This is a genomic window from Halorubrum sp. LN27, assembly GCF_016635065.1.
GTDB classification, from domain to species: Archaea; Halobacteriota; Halobacteria; order Halobacteriales; family Haloferacaceae; genus Halorubrum; species Halorubrum salipaludis.
This window is the reverse complement of the sequence record NZ_JAEPET010000001.1, coordinates 1,063,348-1,083,084: the sequence shown is the minus strand read 5'-3', so window position 1 is coordinate 1,083,084 and position 19,737 is coordinate 1,063,348. Positions and strand designations below refer to the sequence as shown.

Sequence of the window (19,737 nt, the reverse complement as noted above, 5' to 3'; positions counted from 1 at the left end):
GACACGCGACCCGAATCGGACGCGGGATCCGAACCGGCCGCCCTCCGCGATTCGGTCCGCCGAGCGCGACCCCGACGACGCGCGCCGCGAACGACTCGAACACGTGACTCCCGACCAATCGGACGCGACGAACCCGACGCGGACCGCCACGCAGCCGTCGCCGTCGCGGTCGAGGAGCCGGGGTGTCCGGGCGTGACCGCCTACGGCGAGATCGTCGTCGTCGCGTTCGTCGCCCAGCTCGCGGTGCTCCCGGGCGAGAAGGTGCAGTTCATGATCGCCGCGCTGTCGACGCGGTACGATCCGAAGGTGGTCGTCGCCGCCGCGGGGTCGGCGTTCGCCGGCTGGACCGCGGTGGAGATTGCCTTCGGACAGGCGCTGCAGTCGTCGCTCCCCGGGATCGCGCTCGACGCCGTGACCGCGACGCTGTTCTTCGTCTTCGCGTACCTGCTGTACCGGTCGATGCCGGACCGCGGGTCGGGCGGAGTCGCCGGAGACGGCGAGCAAGAACCGGTCGACGCAGAGCCGGAAGCCGACGCAGAGCCGGAAGCCGACGCGGAACCGGAAGCCGACGCGGAACCGGAAGCCGACGCGGAACCGGAGCCCGAGGACGCGACCCTCGCCGCGCTGGAGTCGGTGACGCTCCCCGGACCGCTCGACCGCTACGCCGGCTCGCTCGGCGGCTTTCTCCCGATATTCGCCCTTACCGCCACCGGGGAGTTCGGCGACAAGACCCAGCTGGTGACGATCGGGCTGGCCGTCCAGTACGGGGCGACCTCCGCCATCTGGGTCGGGGAGATGCTGGCGATCGTCCCGATCAGCCTCGCGAACGCGTACTTCTTCCACACCTTCGCCCACCGGTTCGACATGCGGCGGGCGCACCTCGCGTCCGCCGCGCTGTTCGCCTTCTTCGGCGCCGATACCGTGCTCTCCGTCGTCGCCGGGATCTCCGTCTGGGAGACGTTCATCGACGCCGTGAGCGCGGCGGCCGCCGGGCTGGTGTAGGCCGGGAGCCTCTGCGAACCGGCGCTAAAACTCGTCTAACCCGGACTGCTCGGCGGCCGCCAACACGTCGTCGCAGGTCGCCCACGACCGCCGCGCGCAGTCGGGGACCTCACCGTGGTCGTCGACGTACGCCCGGAGGAAGTCACGCGTCGCCGGATCGCTCGGATAGCCGCTGCCGATCGCGTCGTACGCCGGGTAGTCGGCGTCGATCGCCGCCATCCGCTCGTCCCGGGCCACCTTGGCGACGACGCTCGCGGCGCCGACGACCGGGTCGTCCTCGTCGGCGCCGTGGGCCGCCGACACGTCGACCGCGGGGTGGTCGGGGGCGTCGTCGCCGGCGGTGTCGCCATCCGCGACGAACTCCCCGAGCCGTCGGGCGAACCGCGCCTCGCTGGTGTCGCCGGCGTCGGCGACGACGCGGACCGGGTCGGCGGGGTCGACAAGGTCGGCGACGACGCCGGCGTCGAGCGCGGCTCGGACCGCCCGCGCCTGGCCGCGCACGGTGAGGGTGTTCATGTCCGTGTCCGGGCGGTCGATCTCGGCGGGTTCGACGAACGCCACGCCGACGGCGACGGCGTCGGCCTCTCGGACCGCCGCGTCGATCGCCTCGCGGCGCGAGGGGGCGATCCGCTTCGAGTCGTCAACGTCGGCCGGGAGGTCGGCCGGGTCGGCGAGCACTGCCGCGGCGACCATCGGTCCGAGCACGGGGCCCTTGCCGGCCTCGTCGACGCCGAGGTACACGCGTCGCTGGTCGTCTCGGACGGGTAAATAGGTTCAGAAAGCGGTCGGCGACGGACGGAAAGCCGTTTACTCGAGGAGGACCGCGTTGACCTGACCGGTCTGGCCGGGTCGCGAGGTGACGCGGGCGCGGCCCGCGGAGGTCTCGATGACGGCGCCCTTGGTGATGATGTTCCGGCGGGCGTAGTTGACGTTCGAGGGGTTGTCGACGACGTTCTCGATCTCGGCCTCGCTGACCTCGCCGCCGTCGGCGACCTGCGCGACGTTCGTCGCGAGCGCGCGGACCTTCTTCTCGGTGCCGCGGGAGTCGATGTACTGGACCCGCGTCTCGCCGAGAGTCGTCTCGGCCGGTTCGCGGCCGAGCTGGTGGCGCTTCTTGTTCGAGGCGTGCTTGAGTCGGCCGCCCGTCCGCTTGCGCGTGGAGCGTCCCTGGTCTTTCATACAGGCATGAACACCCAGCGAATACTTGAAGCGTTCGACTCGCCTCGGCGCCGAAGTCCCCGAGACCGGCGCGTGGCGGGCGGGACGCCCCGTCCGACGGCGCTCGCACTGGCTGGGCCGGCGTCGCGGTGACGGGGACGGCGCCGCACGGTCACGCGAACCGGGACTCGAACGTCCGAATCCCCTCGTCGGTCCCGACGACGACGATCTCGTCGTCCGACCGGATCCGCGTGTCGGGGCCGATCTCGGTCACGGTCTCGTCGCCCCGCTCGATGGCGATGACGGTGCAGCCGGTCGTCTCCCGGACGTTCGCCCGGCCGATCGTCTTCCCGGCCAGCCGCGGCACGCGGCTCCTGACGACCTCGATCTGCTGGTTGAGCGAGAGTACGTCGCGGTCCTCGATGACGGTCGAGGCGGACAGTCGCCCGGTGACGGTCGCAAGCGAGAGCACGTAGTCGGCGCCCGCCCGGTGCATCTTCCGGACGCTCGCGGCCTCCTCGACGCGGGCGAGGACCTGCGTGTCCGGGGCGAGGTCCCGGACCACGAGCGTCGTGAACTCCGTCGTGGTGTCGTCCGGCAGCGCGAGCACGACCGTCTGTGCCCCCTCCACGCCGGCGGCGCGCAGCGTCTCCGGATCCGTCGCGTCGCCGACCACGTCGACGCCCGCGGCGTCTTCGCGGTCGACGACCGTGACCGGGAGATCGGCGTCCCCGACCGCCTCGGTGACGGTCCGGCCGACCTGGCCGTACCCGATCACCACCGTCTCGCCCGCGCCGAACCGCCGCGTGGCCGAGTTCGCCAGGTCGACGAGCCGCTCCAACTGGTCCGACCGCCCCGAGACGAGCAGGACCGTCCCGGCCGACAGCGTCGCGTCCGGCGGCGGCGCCGCCTCGAACTCGCCGTTGAACCACGCCCCGATCACGTTGGCGCCGGCGCGCTCGCGGATGTCGGTGTCCGCCAGCGTCGAGCCGGCGAGCGGGCTCCCGTGCGGGACCGACACCTCCGCGAGCCGCAGCGAGTCGCCGATCGCGATCGCCTCGCCGAGATCGGTCTGGATCGCGGTCGTCACCTTCGCGGCGAGGCTCTCGCCGAGCAGCGACCGCGGCGAGAGCACCTCGTCCGCGCCCGCGAGCCGGTGGTACCGCTCGCGCTCCGGATCCTCGACGACGCTGATAACGCGCACGTCCGGCGACACCTCCTTCGCGGCGAGCACGATGCTCGCGTCTACCTGGTCCGAAGCGTCCGTCACGAGCGCCCGCGCGTCGGTGAGATTCGCGGCCGCCAACCCCTCCGTCGACTCCGGGTCCGCGCGGATCACCGCGCGGCCCGCCTCGTGGAGCCGCACCGCCCGGTCGTCGTCCGGCTCGACGATCACGTAGGGGATCTCGCGGGAGTCGAACTCCTCGATGAGCGCCGCCGACCGCGAGGTGTCCGAACAGACGACGACGTGATCGGACAGGTCCTCGTCCGCCGAGACGGGGACGGTCGTGGAGAACGCCTCCTCTAACAGCGGCGTCACGACGACCGGCAGCGCGCCAATCAGGAGCACCATCCCGACCAGGTCCATCACCGCGATGAACGCGTTCAGCTGCTGGCTCTCCCACGGCGAGTCCCCGCCGAAGCCCGTGGTCGTGAACATCTCGACCGAGAAGCGGAGCGCCTCGATCATCGTGCGCGGATCGCCCTCGTACACCCGCATTCCGTAGCGATAGACGACCGCGGTGAACACCAGCACGAAGAGGACGAAGCCGAAGTACCCGCCGACGCGACGCTTCCACGAGTCCATCGGAACCGAGTACGATATCCCGATACAAAAACGGGGCGCGTTCGGCGGGGTCGAGGCGGGAGAGACTGGGGGCGATATCCGGCGACGCCGGGGTACTGGCCGGCCGACGCTCGGACCGAAGTTCGATGCTTTAAGTCCCGGGGGGCGAAGACACGCGTATGGTGCGGGACCCGTCGCGCGAAGAGGATCCGCCGTCGGTAGACGACGTGCTGGACGCGCTCGCGGACGACGACGCACGGCGGATCGTGTCCGCGCTCTCCGAGCCGAAGACGGCCAGCGACATCTCGGAGGAGTGCGACATCCCCCTGTCGACGACGTACCGGAAGCTGGAGCTGCTCACCGAGGCGTCCCTGCTGGCCGAGTCGACGGACATCCGCCGCGACGGGCAGCACACGACCCGCTACTCCGTCTCGTTTAAGACGGTGACCGTCTCGATCGACGAGGAGGACGACCGGGAGTTCGAGATCGAGTTCACGCGCCCGGAGCGCACCCGGGACGAACGACTGGCCGACCTGTGGTCGGAGCTCCGCGAGGAAACATGAATACGTACATCAACCTGTTCATCATCGTCGCAAAGACCGCCATCCTGGTGCTCGGTGGCAGCATCACCTACTACGCGCTCCGAGCGTACGGCCGGACCGGCAACCCGTCGCTCCGCGCGCTCGGCATCGGCTTCGGCGTCGTCACCGTCGGGGCGCTTATCGGCGGCGTCTCCCACCAGATCATCGGATCCAGTCTGGCCGTCGGGATCGCGATCAACAGCCTGCTGACCGCGGTCGGGTTCGCCGTCATCGTCTACTCGCTGACGGTCGAGTGAGGGCTCGCTGTCGACGTTCGACGAACCCCGATTTCGGTAGCCTTTTGCGGCGTTCCGCCTTCGGAACACGTCATGAGCGACGCACGCGAGGAGCTCTCTCGCCGGATCGCCGGCGAGATAACGCTCAGCGACGATCCCGGAGCGACCCTCCGGAAGTGGCGGACCGACTTCGACGTCTCCCAGACCGAGCTGGCCGACCAGCTCGACGTCTCCTCCTCGGTCGTCTCGGACTACGAGAGCGGGCGGCGCGAGAGCCCGGGCATCGGCGTCGTCCGCCGGACCGTCGAGGGGCTCCTGGACATCGACGAGCGCCGCGGCGGCGGCCGGCTCCGCCAGTACGCGCGCGTGCTCTCCGCCGGGTTCGAGAGCGACATCGTCCACGACCTCCGCGAGTACTCGACGGCGGTGCCCCTCGAAGAGTTCTACGAGGCGATGGGGGCGACGGAGGTCGTGCGCGGCGAGCAGGACCACGTCAACGGCCACACCGTCATCAACTCGATCGAGGCGATCACCCGCCTGTCGAGCGAGGAGTTCTACCGGCTGTACGGCCAGTCGACGAACCGCGCGCTCGTGTTCACCCGCGTCACGCGCGGCGAGTCGCCGCTGGTCGCGCTGCGAGTGGTGAGCCCGACCCCGAACGCGGTCGTGCTCCACGGGATCGAGGACGGCGACCTGTGGGACCACGCCGCCGACCTCGCCCGCGTCGACGGGTTCTCGCTGGCGACCTCGACCCGCGATCTGGACGACTGCCTGGCCGACCTGCAGGCGCTTTGAGCGGGCGTCGCCGGTGAGCCGAGGGCGCTCCGCCCCCGGACCGCGACCCTGAAACCCCCGGCGCCCCTCGCCTCGGACATGAGCGACGACTACGCCGAGCGCCTCCGCGCGAACCGCCGCGAGAAGGACGACTTCTTCGCCGAGCACCCGCAGTCGCCGATCCCGCCGGAGCACCGCGACGGCTTCGACGGGCTCGACTACTTCGAGCCGAACCCCGACTACCGGGTCGAGGCGACCGTCACCGTCCACGACGACCCCGAGCCCGTCGAGATGGAGACCACCGCGAGCAATCCGGTGCGGTACCTCCGGATCGTCACCTTCGCGTTCGAGGTCGACGGCGAGGAGCACACTCTCGCCGGCTACCGGCAGGAGGGCGACGAGGGCGCGATCTTCGTCCCCTTCCGCGACAAGACGACCGGCCAGCAGACGTACCACAACGGGCGGTACATGGAGCTGGAGCCGGACGGCGATCTCGGCGACGGCGACGCGGTGACGATCGACTTCAACCTCGCGTACAGCCCCTTCTGCGCGTACAGCGAGACGTTCTCCTGTCCGCTCCCGCCCGAGGAGAACTGGCTGGAGATCGTCGTCCCCGCGGGCGAGAAGGCGCCCGACATCGAGTAGCCGCCCGGCATCGAGTAGCCGGCGCGACCCTCGCGGCGCCGCCAGCGCGGAAAGCCTCAAATCCTCCCCCGCCGAAGCCCGCCCATGCGCACCCGGCTCGCGGTCGCCGGCCTCGTCGCCGTCGGCGTCCTCCTGATGGCGAACCCCCTGTACCTCCCCGTGCCGGTCGGCGAGCCCGACCCCGCGTACACCCACACGGTCCGGCCGGTCGAGAGCGGGTCGCCCGTGGCGGGCGTCGACGCCCCTGACGAGGGGAGCGAGACCGGCGTCGTCGACTACGCCGACCTCGACCCCGAGGCCCGCGCCGCGTTCGACCGCGCGCTGGAGACGGAGGGCGGGTTCGGCGTCGAAGACCCGGACGAGCGAGTCGATTCGTTACCGTATCCCACCGATCCGACCCTGGGCGACGGGCTCCTCGTCGTCGCGTACGAGGGCGAACGGTACGAGTTCTGGACGCGGACCGTCGAGCGCGAGCCGGGTCCCGTCGTCGCCCAGCGGATCGCGGTCCAGCCGGTCGCGTTCCTCGCCGGCTTCTTCGCCGTGCTCGCCGCGGTCGGGCTCGGCGCTCGGACGAGGCTCGACCGGACGTGATCGCGGAGACGCGACGCTGGCCGGACGTGATCGCGGAGAACCGACGCTGGCCGGCCGTGATCGCGGAGAACCGACGACGGCCGGACCGGGCGGGGGATCCCCGTCAGTCCGCGGCGTTCGGCTGTCCCACGGGCTTCGGGGAGTCCCCGGTCTCGATGGCCCTCCGGGTCGACTCGTCGATCTCGACGAGGTGACACAGCGGGTTTCCGGGATAGACCACGGGGTTCTCCAAGAGCCCGATCAGCAGCCCCGTGAATGGCGCTTCGACCGCGACCTCGTCCTTCTTGAACGGGTTGGTGATCGTCGCGATCCGCTCGCCCTCGCGGACGAGCGACCCGCTCTCGAAGTGCGTGTCGACGATCCCGCCGGAGTCGGCGCGGAGCCACGTCTTCTCGCCCGCGCCGGCGACGATCGTCCGCCATCCCGGCCAGCGTACCGTGTCGGTCGACAGGAGGCCGTACTCGGCGAACACGGAGCGTACGCCGGCGAGCGCGTCGTCGATGAGCGGGCGCTGGAAGCGGTGGGCCTCGCCCATCTCGATCGTGATCGTCGGGATCCCGTCGTCGGTCGCCTCGCCGCGGAGGGTGCCGCTCGGTCCGTCGCTGTCGATGATCACCTTCGAGCCGAACGCCATCGCGAGCCGGTGGACGCCGGTGTCGGCCATGTCCGCGCGGACGTGGAGCATGTTCGTCCGGCCGCGGGTGGAGGTGTGGAAGTCGAGCCCGAAGTCGCAGGGCGCGATGAAGTTCTCGTAGATCCGGTGGGCCATCCGCTTCGAGCTGGTCGACCCTGCCTTCCCGGGGAACGAGCGGTTCAGGTCGCGGTCGTAGACGGGGAGGTAGCGCTGCTGGGCGAGGAACCCGGGAACGTTGAGCACGGGGAGACAGACGAGGGTGCCCGCGAGCGCCGAGAGGTCCCACTCGTGGGCGACCTCGCGGACGACCTCGATCCCGTTGAGCTCGTCGCCGTGGGCGGCCGCGGTGAGGAACACCGTCGGCCCGTCGCGCTCCCCGTTGACGATCGTCACGGGGATCCGGACCGGGTCGCCGAGGTACGTCTCGCTGATTCCGTAGCGGATGTTCTGCGTCTCTCCCGGCGGCACCGCGCCGCCGTTGTACGTGAACACCCGATCGTCGCTCATGCCGAACCGGAGCACGGCGGGGAGTATATATATGGCGACCGAGAGACTCACGGCTGATAGCCGGCGGGTCGGAGCGCGTTCGATCGGTCGACCTTTTAGGTGGGCCCACGCAGAGGCTTCCATGAGTTCGGATCCGGTACGGGTGGGAGTGCTGTCGCTGCACAACAGCAAGGAGACGAAGGCGATCTGCAACGCGGTCGAGGACCTCGGGCACGAGCCCGTGTGGCTCCGCGAGGAGAACGCCGCCATCAGCGTCGACGACGGCGACGTGTCCGTCGAGCCCGCGGTCGACGTGATCGCGAACCGGCTGCTCCTCTCGAACACCGACCAGCCCGCGGAGCTGCTCGGGCTGGCGACCACGTTCGAGCGCATCCGGCCGATGCTGAACCAGCCGGACGCGGTGCTCGCGTCGATCCACAAGTTCGCCACGGCGGCGACGCTCGCCGACTGGAACATCCGCGTGCCCGACGCGCTGCTCGCGCTGTCGAACGACCGGCTCAACGAGGGGCGCGAGCGCTTCGGCGAGGTCGGCGTGTACAAGACGGCGATCGGCACCCACGGCGGCGGGACGTGGAAGGTCGACCTCACGGAGCGCGTGAACCCGAAGGTCGGGAACCGGCAGGCGTTCCTCCAGCGGCTCATCGACCGCGACGACGAGAAGCACCGCGACCTGCGCGTGTACATCGTCGGCGACGAGATCATCGGCTCGATGTACCGCTACGCGCCCGAGGGCGACTGGCGGACCAACGTCGCGCTCGGCGGCGCGGTCGAGGACGCCACCGACGACATGCCCGAGGAGGCCGCCGAGACCGCGCTGTACGCGGCCGAGGTAATGGACCTCGACTACGCCGGCGTCGACCTCGTGGAGGGGTACGACGGCTGGTACGTGCTGGAGGTGAACCCGACGGCCGGGTTCAAGGGCCTGTTCGAGGCCACGGGCACGAGCCCCGCGCCCCACATCGCGAAGCTCGCGATCGAGACGGTCGGCGGCGAGGTCGACGACGGCGACGTCGAGCGCATCGCCGCGACGCTCGACGACTCGCGGCCGTCCTGTGCGCCGGTCCCGAAGCCGAACACGACCGAACAGCCCGACATCGGCTACATCGAGGAGGTCGTCGTCACCGGCACCTCCGGCTCCACGCAGGCGCTCGCGAAGTCGGACACGGGCGCGACCCGGACCAGCATCGACACGCAGCTCGCCGCGGAGATCGGCGCGGGCCCGATCAAGAGCATGACCCGGGTGAAGTCGGGCAGCGTGAAGGGCGGCAAGGCCCGCCCCGTCGTCGACCTCGTGATCGGTATCGGCGGCAACCAGCACACCGTCACCGCGAGCGTCGAGGACCGCGGCCACATGGAGTACCCGCTGCTGCTCGGCCGCGACATCCTCACGGACTACCGGGTCGACGTCCGCCGCCGCGCCGACACCGACGAGGCGGAACGCGACGAGGCGGGCGAGATCCTCGAAGAGGAGTAGCGCGGCCCCTCTCCCCAGCCCCCACTCCCGCCCGCCGGGCGACGAGCGACGAGCGGGGTCAGCCGTACAGCGCGATGACGACCGCGACGAACAGCAGCTCGCCGCCGACGAGGAGCGCCGCGAACAGCCAGTAGCGGTACGTCCAGAGCCACTCCCGCGCCCGCGCCGACGGCTGGCGAGCGCTCTCGCGGTCGGCGGCCCGTTCGTTCCCCGCGTTGGCGTCGCTGACCCTGTCAGCGGGGTCCGGCAGGTACGACTCGTCGAGCCGCCACTCGCCGTCCTCGTAGGTCGCGGGCACCCGGGCGCCGACGACCGCGTCGACGTCGAGCGGCGAGACGCCGACCGCCTCGAGGAACGCGACGAACGCCTCCGACTCCGCCAGCGAGCCGTTGCTCGGCGCGGGGAACCGCTCGGTGTGTCTCGCGTCGCCGTGCGGGGTCCGGAACTCCACGACGACCTCCCGGCCCGCGGACCGCACCCCCGTCACGATCAGCTCGCGCTCCGCGTCGTTGAGGTACGCCTCCCGGAGGCGCCGCTGCACCTCGTCGTCGACGTCGGCCTCCGCCGAGAGTTCCCATTGTCGGTCGCCGTCGGAGGGTCGATCCCGCATCCGGACCGCACTTGGCGGCGCGTTCCAATAAGCGCGCGGGCCGTTTTCCGCCCGCCGGCCGCGTCCCCTCGGAGCCCGTTTCAACGCCGGCGTTCGGAAGCCGTTTCAACGCCGGCGTTCTGGAGTCGCGCATGCGCGAAGTGACGCTGCGGGTCCGCCACCACGGAGGGCCCGAGTCCGAGGTGAGCGCCCGACACCCGGAGGTGACGCTCCGATCGGTCTCCTCGATGACCGGCACGGGCGGGGAGCGAAAGCGGATCGTGGAGCTGCGCGGCCCGACCGACGAGATCGAGTCGTTCCTGACCGAGTTCCGGCGCGCAGATCCCGTGGTGGCCGCGGAGCCGATCTCGCCGGTCGCCGGCGGTCACGCGTACGTCGCGCTCACCGTCGACACCGACGGCTGGGAGGGGATCGGCGAGCGGCTCGCGGCCCTCGGCGTCCACTACCGGATGGGGACGACGATCTCCGGCGGGATCGAGCGCTGGACGGTGTACCTCGACGCCGACGCCGACCTCTCGGCGCTGATCCGCGGGGTCGAACGCGGGGGAAACGACGTCGAGCTCGCCCGCAACGTCGAGCTCTCGACGCTCGACCGCTCGCCCAAGCTGCCCGCCGCGGGCATCCTCGACGGCCTCACCGACAGGCAGCGCGAGGTGCTCGCGACCGCCATCGCGACGGGGTACTACGACCACGGCGGCGGGGTCGGCGTCGAGGACGTTGCGGCGGAGCTCGGCCTCGGGTCGACGACGGTGTGGGAACACCTCTCGCGGGCGGAGGGGGCGGTGATGAACGCCCTGTTCGACCGGTTCGAGGAGTGGGGGTTGCCCGGGGGACGCGGGACCCGGCGGAACGGCGACGATCGGTCCGAGGCGTCCCGGTAGGGTCGCGATCCGAACAATACTTTTGTGCGTTCGGGTCGGACCGGCGCGTATGGACGAGGGAACTGTGTCGGTGCCGGACGAGCAGTACGAGCGGCTCGCGGCGCTCGCGGCCGCCCGCGGCGTGAGCCCCGAGACCCAGCTGGCCCGGCTCATCGACGACGCCTACGAGGGGCTCGACGGCGACCCCGACCGCGTCGACGGGCTCCCGCTCGGGGTGTACGGCGCGGGCGACGAGGAGGCCGACGGCTCGGGCTGAGCGCGCGCCGTCGACGGATCCCCGGTTACTTCCACTCGTCGGAGCGGTCGGTCGACCCCAGCTCTCCCTTCGCCTGCCGCGGGCGCTTCCGGAACGTGAGCCCGAGCACGGCGACGTAGAAACAGGCGACGCCCGCCAGCACCATCCAGCCCGGAACCGCGCCGACGGACGCGGTGGCGACGACGCCGCTCTCCGGCTGGGTGAACACCGTGAGCCGCACGACCCACGCCGCGATGAGCACGCTGAGAAGCGGCGCGTACACGCGCCGGAGACGCCGCGAGACCGCCTCGGCGGCGGGCGTCTTGATCGTCGGGTCGCGGAGGTCGGCGCTCAGGAGCTCCCGCCAGTTCGACTGTTCGACGCCCTCGGGGTCGAGCGCGTTCGCGAACACGTTCTCCTCTAAGAGCCGGACGCGCGAGCGCCACACGTCGTACATGCGGTACCGCCGGGCCTCGATGCCGAGGAAGACGGCGAGCATCACGAGCCCGATGAGCAGCACGTAGTGCGGGCGCGACTCGTTCGAGAACGTCCACGTGAGCAGCGACGCCGTCAGCACCACCGCCCAGTTGGTCGTCCGGTCGATCCGGGTCCGCCACGAGGCCGCCCGTCCGAGCTCTCCCCGGTAGGTGTGTCCCATGAGCGAGAGCAGCTCGGACCGGTCTCCCGCGGCCTCCGCGGCGACCTCGCGCTCCTCGCGCGACTCGGGATCGAAGTCCCCGGACGAGTCGGTCATACGCCTCTTACCGTCCCCGAGGTGGTAAATCCCGGCGTGGGACGGGTACGGACCGGCCAGACCGCGGGTGCACGTGAGGGGAACGGCGCAGCGGTGGCGGGTCCGCAGCGGACGCGCTCAGGCCGGGTCCTCCTTCGTCACCTCGACCTCGACGGCGTCGGGATCGACACCGATCCTGGCGAACTGGGTCCGGACGTGCTCTTTCGCCGCGGTCAGGGCCTGCTCGCGGGTGTCGAACCCGCGGGGCATCGGCTCCTCGAAGGCGACGCGGATCTCCTCGCCGTCGACGAGGAGGGCGGACCCGCCGCTCTCGACCTCGTAGAAGGCGTCGCACACCCAGACGTACGGGGCGTCCTCGTCGGGCGCGCCCTTGTACGCGGGGGGATCCTCACCGCGCTCGAACACCGTGCCGGTGAGCTCCGTGCCCCCGCCGCTGCCGCGAACGAGTATCATGTCACCGGTACGGGCCGGAGACTCAAAAGGGGCCCGCGGCGTCGCCGCCGACCCGGACGGCGAGGGGGAAACGCTTTCGGCGTCGGAGGCGGTGGGTCCGGCATGACGCTGGAGGACTTCACCGAGTTCGGCGACAGGGAGGGCGACGGCGGCGGAAGCGCCGATGTCGACCCCGCGAGCGCCGGATCCGGTGGTGCCGATGGAGAGAGCGGCGAAGCGGTCGATGACGGCGGCGCAACCGACGGCGACGGCGCGACCGCCGGAGGCGACGACACCGACGAGTTCGCAGCGTACGACGCGGAGCCGACCGGCGAGGACGCGGGGCTCGGCGTCGTCTCCGTCTCGCAGGGGCTCCGGGTCGCCGAGGAGGCCGAGGAGACGACGCTGAAGGCGTTCGTCACGACAGGGAACCGCGAGGCGGTCCGGCTCGGGAAGTACCTCCTCATCCCGTACCCGGACGGCGAGCGCCTGTTCTGTCGGATCACCGGGCTGGAGTACGCACAGGAGTTCCGGTCCGACGACGCCACCGAGATCCACGCCCGCCGGCAGATGCGCCGCGACGACTTCGCCGAGCGCGACTACAAGTTCATGGCCGAGCTGGAGCCGATGTCGGTCGTGTACGGGTCCGGCGACGACATGAAGCGCCGGATGACCGACCGGGTGCCGAAGCCCGGCGCGGTCGTCGAGGAGGCCTCCGACGACGCCGAGATCAAGACCGGGCTGAAGATCCCCGAGGACGGCGTCTTCCTCGGCCACCTCTCCGTGGGCGGTGAGAAGGTGCGGACGGCGGCCGAACCCCCCACCGTCGACTACCGGGTGAAGGACGACTACGCCGACGGCGACCCCCTCGCGTTCCGGCACACCCTCGTCGCCGGCGGGACCGGGTCGGGGAAGACCCACGCCTCCAAGAACGTCCTCCGGCAGTACCTCGATGCGGACCGGACCTACCCGACCGGCGACGGGCGGGAGTCGCGGATGGCGGTCGTCCAGTTCGACCCGCAGGACGAGTACGCGCAGATGCACGACGACAACCCCGACCTCGACGCCGACTTCGCCCGGCGGCTCGACCGCGAGGGGATCGCCCACGGCGGCCACGACGACACCGTCGCCTTGGTGCCGCGGGTCGCGGACGCGACGTACCCGGGCGAGGGCCACCGCGCGGAGCGCGTGGAGTTCACGATCCCCTTCTCGCTGGCGCGGGACATGCCGTGGCTCGTCGCCGGCTCCGGGCTCAACGAGAACCAGTACCCCGCCCTGCTGACGCTTCTCAACCGCTTCTTCCGCGACTACGGGGACTCGGGCACCTACAGCCAGTTCCTCTCGTACCTCGACGACCCGGCGCTCAAAGAGGAGCTTGACGAGAGCGGCCGCGTCCACGAGGCGACGTTCGACGCCGTCAAGCGCCGCGTCCGCGGCGTCCCCGGCGGCGTCTTCGACCAGGACGCGAAGCCGATCACCGAGCTGGACCACACCCTCGTCCGGCCCGGCGGGCTCTCCGTGGTGCCGACCTACCACCTGCCGACCTCGCGGCAGAAGGAGATCGTCGTGCTCGCGGTCGCAGGGCTGCTCGTCGACGACAAGCTCTCGAACGACCCCGACAGCGACCGGATCGAGGAGACACCCCTCCTGATCGGGATGGACGAGGCCCACAACTTCCTCGCCGACGCCGACACCGTACAGGCGCGGAAGGTCGTCCAGAAGTTCACGGAGGCCGCCAAGCAGGGCCGCAAGGAGCGTCTCGGCCTGTTCCTCATCACGCAGGACCCGCAGGACGTGGCCGAGTCGGTGTTCAAGCAGGTGAACACCAAGATCGTCTTGAACCTCGGCGACGAGGACGCGATCTCCAGCGTCAACATCCCCGCCAACCTCGCCGGGAAGGTGCCGTACATGGAGAAGGGACAGATGGTCGTCTACTCCCCCGACAACTCCGAGCCGGTGGAGCTGATCGGGCTCTCGGAGTGCGTGACGCGGCACGGGGACTGATCGGCGCGCTCCGATTCCGCAGAGCGGTCCGCTCGGCAGAGCGATCCGCTCGGCGGAACGATCCGTTCGACGGAGCGGTCCCGGCCCGCGTTACCGCCGCGCCGGAGCCGCCGCCGCCCTTTTTACACCGAGCGAGCGAAGCGCGCACATGGCCAAACGGATCCTCGTCGCGGTCGACGGATCGACGGAGGCGACCGAAGCGCTGCAGTTCGCGGCGTCGGAGTGGCCCGACGCCGAGCTGACGGCGCTCCACGTGATCAACCCCGCGGACTCGGCGACCGGCGCGGAGGGCGGGTTCCCCGGCGCCGCCGACCAGTGGTACGAGAGCGCCAAACAGCGCGGCGATCGGATCCTGAGCGAGGCGACGTCGACGGTCGACCGCGACGTGGAGACGCGGCTGGAGGTCGGGCGGCCGACGGCGACGATCCTCGGCGTGGCGGGCGGCGAGAAGCCGGTCGGCGAGTCGGAGGGCTCTGCCGACCCGTTCGACCACGTCGTGCTGGCGAGTCGGGGTCGGACCGGCCTCTCTCGGGTCCTGCTCGGGAGCGTCGCCGAGGGCGTGGTGCGCCGCGCCGAGGTCCCCGTCACCGTCGTTCGGTGAGGCGATCGGCGGACTCGCCGCGGTCCGCGCTCACACCACCGCGCGCTCCGCTTCGACCACCTCTCCGACGACCGTCCACCCCTCCTCGTCGGGACCGGACCGCCCGAGCAGCACGGACTCGTGGTCCTCGGAGGTGATCAGCCGGAACTCGGCGTCGCCGTCCGCGTCGGTGCGGACGCCCTCCCCGCGGAACTCCCGCTGGAAGAACTCCGTCGAGGAGAACTCGTAGACGCCCGTCTCGCCGTCGTCGAGGGTGAGTCGGACGGGTCGCGGTTGGACGTTGTGGATCCGCTTCGCGACGGGATGGAGATCGGGCATGCCCGCGACTCGGCGCGTCGCGGGTAAAAAGGCGGTGGGGTCGATGAAGGCGGTGGGGTCGACGGCCGTCGGGTCCGCGGAACCGCACCGCTGCGCGCATCGCGCAGCGGTGCGGGAGAAAACGACGCCGGAAAAATCGCCACGGCGAGACCGCGGCGAAGCTGCGGCGGAACGCCTCGGAACGCGTCGTTACGCTTCGAGGACGTCGTCGTAGTCGCCGGCGTCGACGCGGTCGTCGAACGTCCGGGCGTCCTCGCCCTCGATGGTGACGCCGAGGGAGGCGCAGGTGCCGCCGACCTCCTTGGCGGCGTTTTTCACGTCGTACGAGAGCAGGTCGGTCGACTTCTGCTCGGCGACCTTCTTCACCTGTTCGATCGACATGTCCGCGACGAAGTCCTTCTGGGGCTCGCCGGAGCCGGTCTCGAAGCCGGCCTCGTCTTTGATCAGTTCGGCCGTCGGCGGGACGCCGACCTCGATCGTGAAGGAGCCGTCGTCCTCGTACTCGATGGTGACGGGCACTTCCATGCCGTCGAACGCGGCGGTCTCCTCGTTGATCTGCGACACGACGTCCTGGACGTCCACCGGCGTCGGTCCGAGCTCGGGACCGAGCGGCGGGCCGGGGTTGGCCTGCCCGCCGGGGACGAGCGCTTCGATAGTTCCAGCCATATCCGTACGAACCCGGCGGCGACTTTTAACGGTTGTTCTTTCGAGTAGCGGGAGCCAGCGGTTCGCACACTTCCGATATCGGCCTCGGGGCGGCCGTTACGGCGTTCGAGGGGATGAATCGGGGACGGCGATCGCTTATAAGCGCCTTTCGTCGCTGACCATCTTCGAAGCCCCAACCTCGTCGCTCGCTTCGTCGCCGGCGCTGCGCGCCGGCTGCATGAGTGACCTCCGGCGCCTCTCTGCTCGCAACTCCCTCGCTGGCTCCTCGCGCCCTTATCAGGGCGCTCGGAGCCGCGCCCAGCGGTCGGTTCAGGAATCCGCGGGGACCGACCCCTTGTCCGGTCCCGCCTCCCCCGCAGTGCGTCCGGGGAGGAACGTCCCCGTCTCGCGCCGGACGCCCAGGAGGAGCACGCCGCCCGCGGCGAGCGGGAGGACCGCGCAGGCGGCGTAGATCGGCGCGAACCCCACCGCCTCGATCAGGGGCAGCGACACCATCGGGCCGAGGCCGCCGCCCACGTCGCCGAGGACGTTGTTCGTCCCCGAGGCCCGGCCCATCCGCTCGTCGGGCGTGAGGTCCGCGAGCAGGGCCATCATCGGGCCGCTCGTCCCGCCCTGCCCGGCGCCGATGAAGGCGCAGGCGAGTCCGAGCGAGACCACCGATCCGGCCCGGGCGAGCAGCAGGAACCCGACGAACGAGACCGCGAGGAACGTCAGCAGAATCGGCGTTCTGGAGTCGCGGGTGTCCGAGATCCGCCCGCCGACGAACATGAAGACCGCGGCGGAGAGGACCGTGCCGGCCATGAACAGCCCGGAAGTCCCCTGCGGGGCGAGACCGAACAGCGAGATGTCGTTCTCGCCGAGGAATAACACGAGCGTGGAGAACAGCGCGCCGATGTACGCGAACATCAGCCCGAAGTTGACCAGCCCGACCGTCACGGCCGGGACCGCGGTGTCCACGTCCCATGGCTTGATCGAGTCCCCCGACCGGTCGCCCGTGACGTGCGTCTCCGGGACGAAACGGTAGGCGACGACGCTGGCGGTGAGCGCGAACGCGGCGGCGACGACGAACGCCGCGACGTTGCTCGCGAGCGCGGAGACGACCCCGCCGAGCACGAGGCCGGCCGGGAACCCCATCGTGATCCCGCCGCGGACGATCCCCATGTTCGTCCCGCGCGAGCCCCCGTCCGAAAGGTCGGCGGCGATGGTGTACGCGGTCGCGAACACCGCGGCGGAGCCGAGCCCCCAGAGGACCCGCGCGAGCAGGAACCACGTCTCGGGCGCGACGACGGCCGCGATCGCGGTGAACCACCCCTCCGGCCCGACGGCGAGCGGACCGGCCGCCACCGTCGGCAGCGACGCCGCGAGCGGGCGGAGCGACTCGGCGGGCGGCATCGCGAGCGCGACGACGTAGCCGAGGGTGGCGACCCCCTCGACGAACAGCCCGGCGACGAACGGTTTGCGCGTCCCGTACCGGTCGACGAGGGCGCCGGCCGGCGCGTTCGCGACGAGCCGCACCCAGCGGTTCGCGGAGAGGATCACGCCGACCATGAACGCCGAGATCCCGAGGACCGCGCCGAGGTTCGGAAGGATCGGGAAGACGACCCCGCCGCCGAAGCCGACGAAGAAGGTGCTGGCGATCACCGCGAGCAGCACGGTCGGCGGGCGGTCGATCCCGAACAGTCCCACGTCAGTCACCCCGTGCCGGCCCGCCGGTCATTCCCGCTCGTCCTCGTCGACGGGCGCCATCGCGGCGATCCCGTCCTCGAGCGACGGCAGCTCCGCCCCCGCCGCGAGCAGCGGCTCGACGATCCGCCGGAGGGCCGCCTCCGCGACCGCACGCGTGTACGCCGGCTCGGGCCGGTCGGCGGTGTCGCTGACCCCCGCCGTGCCATCGCTCGGAGCGTGACCGGAACCTTCGTCCGCAGATCCGTCTTCATCCGAACCGTCCGAGTCGTCCGAATCGTCCGACCCGTCCGACCCGTCCGACCGCTCCGCCGCCGCGCTCTCCCCCTCCGCCTCGTCGCCGTCGGCGGCCGTCGCGCCTCGACTCAGCGTGATCTGTCGCGTCCGCGCTCCGTCGAGGGTCGCGACGAGCAGCGCCGCGGTCTCCTCGACGTCGACGTCGCGGAACACCCCCTCCTCGATGCCGGATTCGAGGATGTCGACGACGGTGCCGCGGAGCAGCCGGTCGCTCCGGACGAGCTGTTCGCGAATCGGTTCGTTGAACGGGCCCTGCGTCCGGAGTTCGAGGAGCGCGATGTGGAACGCCTCGCGGTCGACCGCCTCGGGCTCGAAGACGAACCAGCCGATGAATCCCGCGAGCCGCTCCGCGGGCGGGTCGTCGGCGTGGGCCGCGATGCGTCGCTCCGAGTCGGTAATGACGCGGTCGAGGAAGGCGACGAGGAGGTCCTCCTTCGTGTCGTAGTGGTAGTGGAGCAGCGACTTGCTCTTCGAGCACTCGTCCGCGATGTCCTGCATCGTCAGGTCGGCGTAGCCGTGGGCGCGGAGCGCGCGGTAGACCCCGTCCATGATCTCGTCGGCCGCGCTCGGCTGGTCGCTCATTGACTGACCGGTCAGTCAGCGATCAGTAAATCCCTATCGGTCGGGGAACGATCGGCCGCTACGCCGGATAGAGACGCGTCTCAGCGGTGTAGAACAGTCGAAAAGCCGATACAACCCTGAACGTCGTCGCCGGAGTTACAGGCGGGTGACGTTCGTCGCGCGCGGACCCTTGTCCGCTTCCTCGATGTCGAACTCGACTTCCTGACCTTCCTCCAGGTCCGGGCCGCCGACGTCCTCCATGTGGAAGAACACGTCCTCGTCCGCGTCGTCAGTCTCGATAAATCCGTAGCCGCCAGTGTCGTTGAAGAAGTCAACTTCGCCTTTCGCCATTGCAACCGTACTGGCGGGAGGGGAACATAAAAGGCTTCCGCGAGCGAGACGGCCGTGCCAAAGAGGCTCATACGCGGACGCGGGAGGGGAGTCCGTCGGGGTCGATCCCGCCGTGTTAGTAACTACTATACGACCCCGGTTGGAACCGGTAGGTATGAGTCAGTCGTACAATCGAGGCCTCATCGAGGACTTCAGCCGCTGGCGGGAGTTCGAGGCGGGGATGTGGGCCTGGATCTTCCATAAGTTCACGGGGTGGGTGCTGATCGGCTACCTGTTCACGCACATCGCCGTGTTGAGTACAGCGATCCCGGCGGCCAACGGCGCGACGATGATGTTCCAGGGGTCGGAGACGGACGTGTTCACGGGGACGATCGTCAGCCTCGAAGGGCTGCTCTTAGTGCGCATCCTGGAGGTCGGCCTGCTCGCGGTCGCCGTCTTCCACATGCTCAACGGCACCCGACTCCTCCTCGTCGACCTCGGAATCGGGCTGGAGGCACAGGACAAGAGCTTCTACGCGTCGCTGATCCTGACCGGAGCGATCACCGTCGCGTCCGTTCCGACCTTCATCGCGGGGGCGTTCTGAGATGGCGGAACGCTACTCCTCGTTCAAGTCCGGCGGTCGGATGTGGCTGCTCCAGCGCGTCACGGCGGCGTTCCTGCTGGTCGTGCTGGCGTTCCACTTCTTCCTGCTCCACTTCGTCCACCACGCCGACGAGGTCACGCTCGCGGCGAGCTCGGCGCGGATGGAGCAGCTGAGCTACTACTCGCTGATGGTGCTGTTCCTCGTGACCGCGACGTTCCACGGGGTCAACGGCGTGTACAACGCCCTCATCAACCAGGGGCTGACTGGCACCAAACGCACGGTCGTCAAGTGGACGCTCGTGGCGGCGAGCGTCGTGCTGCTGTTCCAGGGGATTCGGACGGCGAACGCGTGGGCGGGCGGCTTCCCACTCTGA

The 19,737-nt window shown here is 70.6% G+C and carries 25 protein-coding genes; 13 read left to right on the top strand and 12 right to left on the bottom strand.

Annotated features, from left to right (window positions below; all coding sequences use genetic code 11):
* Nucleotides 1-192 precede the first annotated feature (192 nt).
* Nucleotides 193-1,002, top strand: coding sequence for a TMEM165/GDT1 family protein (locus JIN95_RS05360; protein ID WP_200530730.1), 810 nt, complete (start codon nt 193-195; stop codon nt 1,000-1,002).
* Nucleotides 1,003-1,026: 24 nt separating this feature from the next.
* On the opposite strand, the gene rnhB is transcribed toward JIN95_RS05360, so the two are convergent.
* From rnhB to JIN95_RS05345, 3 genes are all read right to left on the bottom strand, one after another.
* Nucleotides 1,027-1,743, bottom strand: a complete 717-nt coding sequence (rnhB, locus tag JIN95_RS05355) for a ribonuclease HII (RefSeq protein ID WP_200530729.1) — start codon at nt 1,741-1,743, stop codon at nt 1,027-1,029.
* Nucleotides 1,744-1,809: 66 nt separating this feature from the next.
* Nucleotides 1,810-2,181 carry a 30S ribosomal protein S8e gene (locus JIN95_RS05350; protein WP_095637870.1) on the bottom strand — a complete coding sequence of 124 codons (372 nt, stop codon included), beginning with the start codon at nt 2,179-2,181 and terminating at the stop codon, nt 1,810-1,812.
* Between the two features lie 151 nt (nt 2,182-2,332).
* Entirely contained in the window at nt 2,333-3,967 is a 1,635-nt protein-coding gene (locus tag JIN95_RS05345) for an NAD-binding protein (protein WP_095637869.1), read from the bottom strand.
* Between the two features lie 158 nt (nt 3,968-4,125).
* Between JIN95_RS05345 and JIN95_RS05340 the strand changes: the two genes are divergently transcribed.
* From JIN95_RS05340 to JIN95_RS05320, 5 genes are all read left to right on the top strand, one after another.
* Nucleotides 4,126-4,509 (top strand): transcriptional regulator, encoded by a 384-nt coding sequence (locus JIN95_RS05340; protein ID WP_200530728.1) that lies wholly within the window; start codon nt 4,126-4,128, stop codon nt 4,507-4,509.
* Nucleotides 4,506-4,784 (top strand): hypothetical protein, encoded by a 279-nt coding sequence (locus JIN95_RS05335; protein WP_200530727.1) that lies wholly within the window; start codon nt 4,506-4,508, stop codon nt 4,782-4,784. Before JIN95_RS05340 ends, JIN95_RS05335 begins: the two co-directional genes overlap by 4 nt.
* Before the next feature lie 72 nt (nt 4,785-4,856).
* A complete protein-coding gene (locus JIN95_RS05330; RefSeq protein ID WP_095637866.1) occupies nt 4,857-5,558 on the top strand; it encodes a helix-turn-helix domain-containing protein in 702 nt (233 codons plus the stop codon).
* 78 nt (nt 5,559-5,636) lie between these two features.
* Nucleotides 5,637-6,182, top strand: a complete 546-nt coding sequence (locus JIN95_RS05325; protein WP_095637865.1) for a DUF1684 domain-containing protein — start codon at nt 5,637-5,639, stop codon at nt 6,180-6,182.
* A gap of 84 nt (nt 6,183-6,266) precedes the next feature.
* Entirely contained in the window at nt 6,267-6,773 is a 507-nt protein-coding gene (locus tag JIN95_RS05320) for a hypothetical protein (protein WP_200530726.1), read from the top strand.
* A 103-nt stretch (nt 6,774-6,876) separates the two neighbouring features.
* On the opposite strand, the gene JIN95_RS05315 is transcribed toward JIN95_RS05320, so the two are convergent.
* Nucleotides 6,877-7,914 (bottom strand): succinylglutamate desuccinylase/aspartoacylase family protein, encoded by a 1,038-nt coding sequence (locus tag JIN95_RS05315; protein ID WP_095637863.1) that lies wholly within the window; start codon nt 7,912-7,914, stop codon nt 6,877-6,879.
* Nucleotides 7,915-8,035: 121 nt separating this feature from the next.
* Between JIN95_RS05315 and JIN95_RS05310 the strand changes: the two genes are divergently transcribed.
* Nucleotides 8,036-9,388 carry a RimK/LysX family protein gene (locus JIN95_RS05310; RefSeq protein WP_198951574.1) on the top strand — a complete coding sequence of 451 codons (1,353 nt, stop codon included), beginning with the start codon at nt 8,036-8,038 and terminating at the stop codon, nt 9,386-9,388.
* A 58-nt stretch (nt 9,389-9,446) separates the two neighbouring features.
* Here JIN95_RS05310 and JIN95_RS05305 read toward each other — a convergent pair whose 3' ends face one another.
* Nucleotides 9,447-9,998 carry a hypothetical protein gene (locus JIN95_RS05305; protein WP_200530725.1) on the bottom strand — a complete coding sequence of 184 codons (552 nt, stop codon included), beginning with the start codon at nt 9,996-9,998 and terminating at the stop codon, nt 9,447-9,449.
* A 131-nt stretch (nt 9,999-10,129) separates the two neighbouring features.
* Between JIN95_RS05305 and JIN95_RS05300 the strand changes: the two genes are divergently transcribed.
* Together JIN95_RS05300 and JIN95_RS05295 are read left to right on the top strand one after the other, a co-directional pair.
* On the top strand, nt 10,130-10,879 hold the full coding sequence (locus tag JIN95_RS05300) for a helix-turn-helix domain-containing protein (protein ID WP_095637861.1): 750 nt from the start codon (nt 10,130-10,132) through the stop codon (nt 10,877-10,879).
* A gap of 49 nt (nt 10,880-10,928) precedes the next feature.
* Nucleotides 10,929-11,135, top strand: a complete 207-nt coding sequence (locus JIN95_RS05295; protein ID WP_095637860.1) for a hypothetical protein — start codon at nt 10,929-10,931, stop codon at nt 11,133-11,135.
* 25 nt (nt 11,136-11,160) lie between these two features.
* Here the strand turns inward: JIN95_RS05295 and JIN95_RS05290 are convergent, their stop codons facing one another.
* Both JIN95_RS05290 and JIN95_RS05285 read right to left on the bottom strand, forming a co-directional pair.
* Entirely contained in the window at nt 11,161-11,868 is a 708-nt protein-coding gene (locus JIN95_RS05290; protein ID WP_095637859.1) for a DUF2270 domain-containing protein, read from the bottom strand.
* A 117-nt stretch (nt 11,869-11,985) separates the two neighbouring features.
* A complete protein-coding gene (locus JIN95_RS05285; protein ID WP_095637858.1) occupies nt 11,986-12,321 on the bottom strand; it encodes a hypothetical protein in 336 nt (111 codons plus the stop codon).
* Between the two features lie 102 nt (nt 12,322-12,423).
* On the opposite strand from JIN95_RS05285, the gene JIN95_RS05280 reads away from it, so the two are divergent.
* Both JIN95_RS05280 and JIN95_RS05275 read left to right on the top strand, forming a co-directional pair.
* Nucleotides 12,424-14,304: an ATP-binding protein gene (locus tag JIN95_RS05280; protein ID WP_095637857.1), complete on the top strand. Its 1,881-nt coding sequence runs from the start codon at nt 12,424-12,426 to the stop codon at nt 14,302-14,304.
* 148 nt (nt 14,305-14,452) lie between these two features.
* Nucleotides 14,453-14,905: a universal stress protein gene (locus JIN95_RS05275; RefSeq protein WP_095637856.1), complete on the top strand. Its 453-nt coding sequence runs from the start codon at nt 14,453-14,455 to the stop codon at nt 14,903-14,905.
* Nucleotides 14,906-14,935: 30 nt separating this feature from the next.
* Here the strand turns inward: JIN95_RS05275 and JIN95_RS05270 are convergent, their stop codons facing one another.
* The 5 genes from JIN95_RS05270 to JIN95_RS05250 form a co-directional block, all read right to left on the bottom strand.
* Entirely contained in the window at nt 14,936-15,223 is a 288-nt protein-coding gene (locus tag JIN95_RS05270) for a transcriptional regulator (RefSeq protein WP_095637855.1), read from the bottom strand.
* Nucleotides 15,224-15,412: 189 nt separating this feature from the next.
* Entirely contained in the window at nt 15,413-15,889 is a 477-nt protein-coding gene (locus JIN95_RS05265) for a 50S ribosomal protein L11 (protein ID WP_095637854.1), read from the bottom strand.
* Between the two features lie 309 nt (nt 15,890-16,198).
* Nucleotides 16,199-17,575 (bottom strand): MFS transporter, encoded by a 1,377-nt coding sequence (locus JIN95_RS05260; RefSeq protein WP_200532105.1) that lies wholly within the window; start codon nt 17,573-17,575, stop codon nt 16,199-16,201.
* A gap of 27 nt (nt 17,576-17,602) precedes the next feature.
* Nucleotides 17,603-18,451, bottom strand: a complete 849-nt coding sequence (locus tag JIN95_RS05255) for a TetR/AcrR family transcriptional regulator (protein WP_095637853.1) — start codon at nt 18,449-18,451, stop codon at nt 17,603-17,605.
* A gap of 135 nt (nt 18,452-18,586) precedes the next feature.
* The gene (locus tag JIN95_RS05250) at nt 18,587-18,781 is read right to left on the bottom strand and encodes a cold-shock protein (protein ID WP_004046659.1); all 195 of its coding nucleotides are present in this window, start codon (nt 18,779-18,781) and stop codon (nt 18,587-18,589) included.
* A gap of 154 nt (nt 18,782-18,935) precedes the next feature.
* Between JIN95_RS05250 and sdhC the strand changes: the two genes are divergently transcribed.
* Both sdhC and JIN95_RS05240 read left to right on the top strand, forming a co-directional pair.
* On the top strand, nt 18,936-19,364 hold the full coding sequence (sdhC, locus tag JIN95_RS05245) for a succinate dehydrogenase, cytochrome b556 subunit (RefSeq protein WP_095637852.1): 429 nt from the start codon (nt 18,936-18,938) through the stop codon (nt 19,362-19,364).
* Nucleotide 19,365: 1 nt separating this feature from the next.
* Nucleotides 19,366-19,737, top strand: coding sequence for a succinate dehydrogenase (locus tag JIN95_RS05240; protein ID WP_095637851.1), 372 nt, complete (start codon nt 19,366-19,368; stop codon nt 19,735-19,737).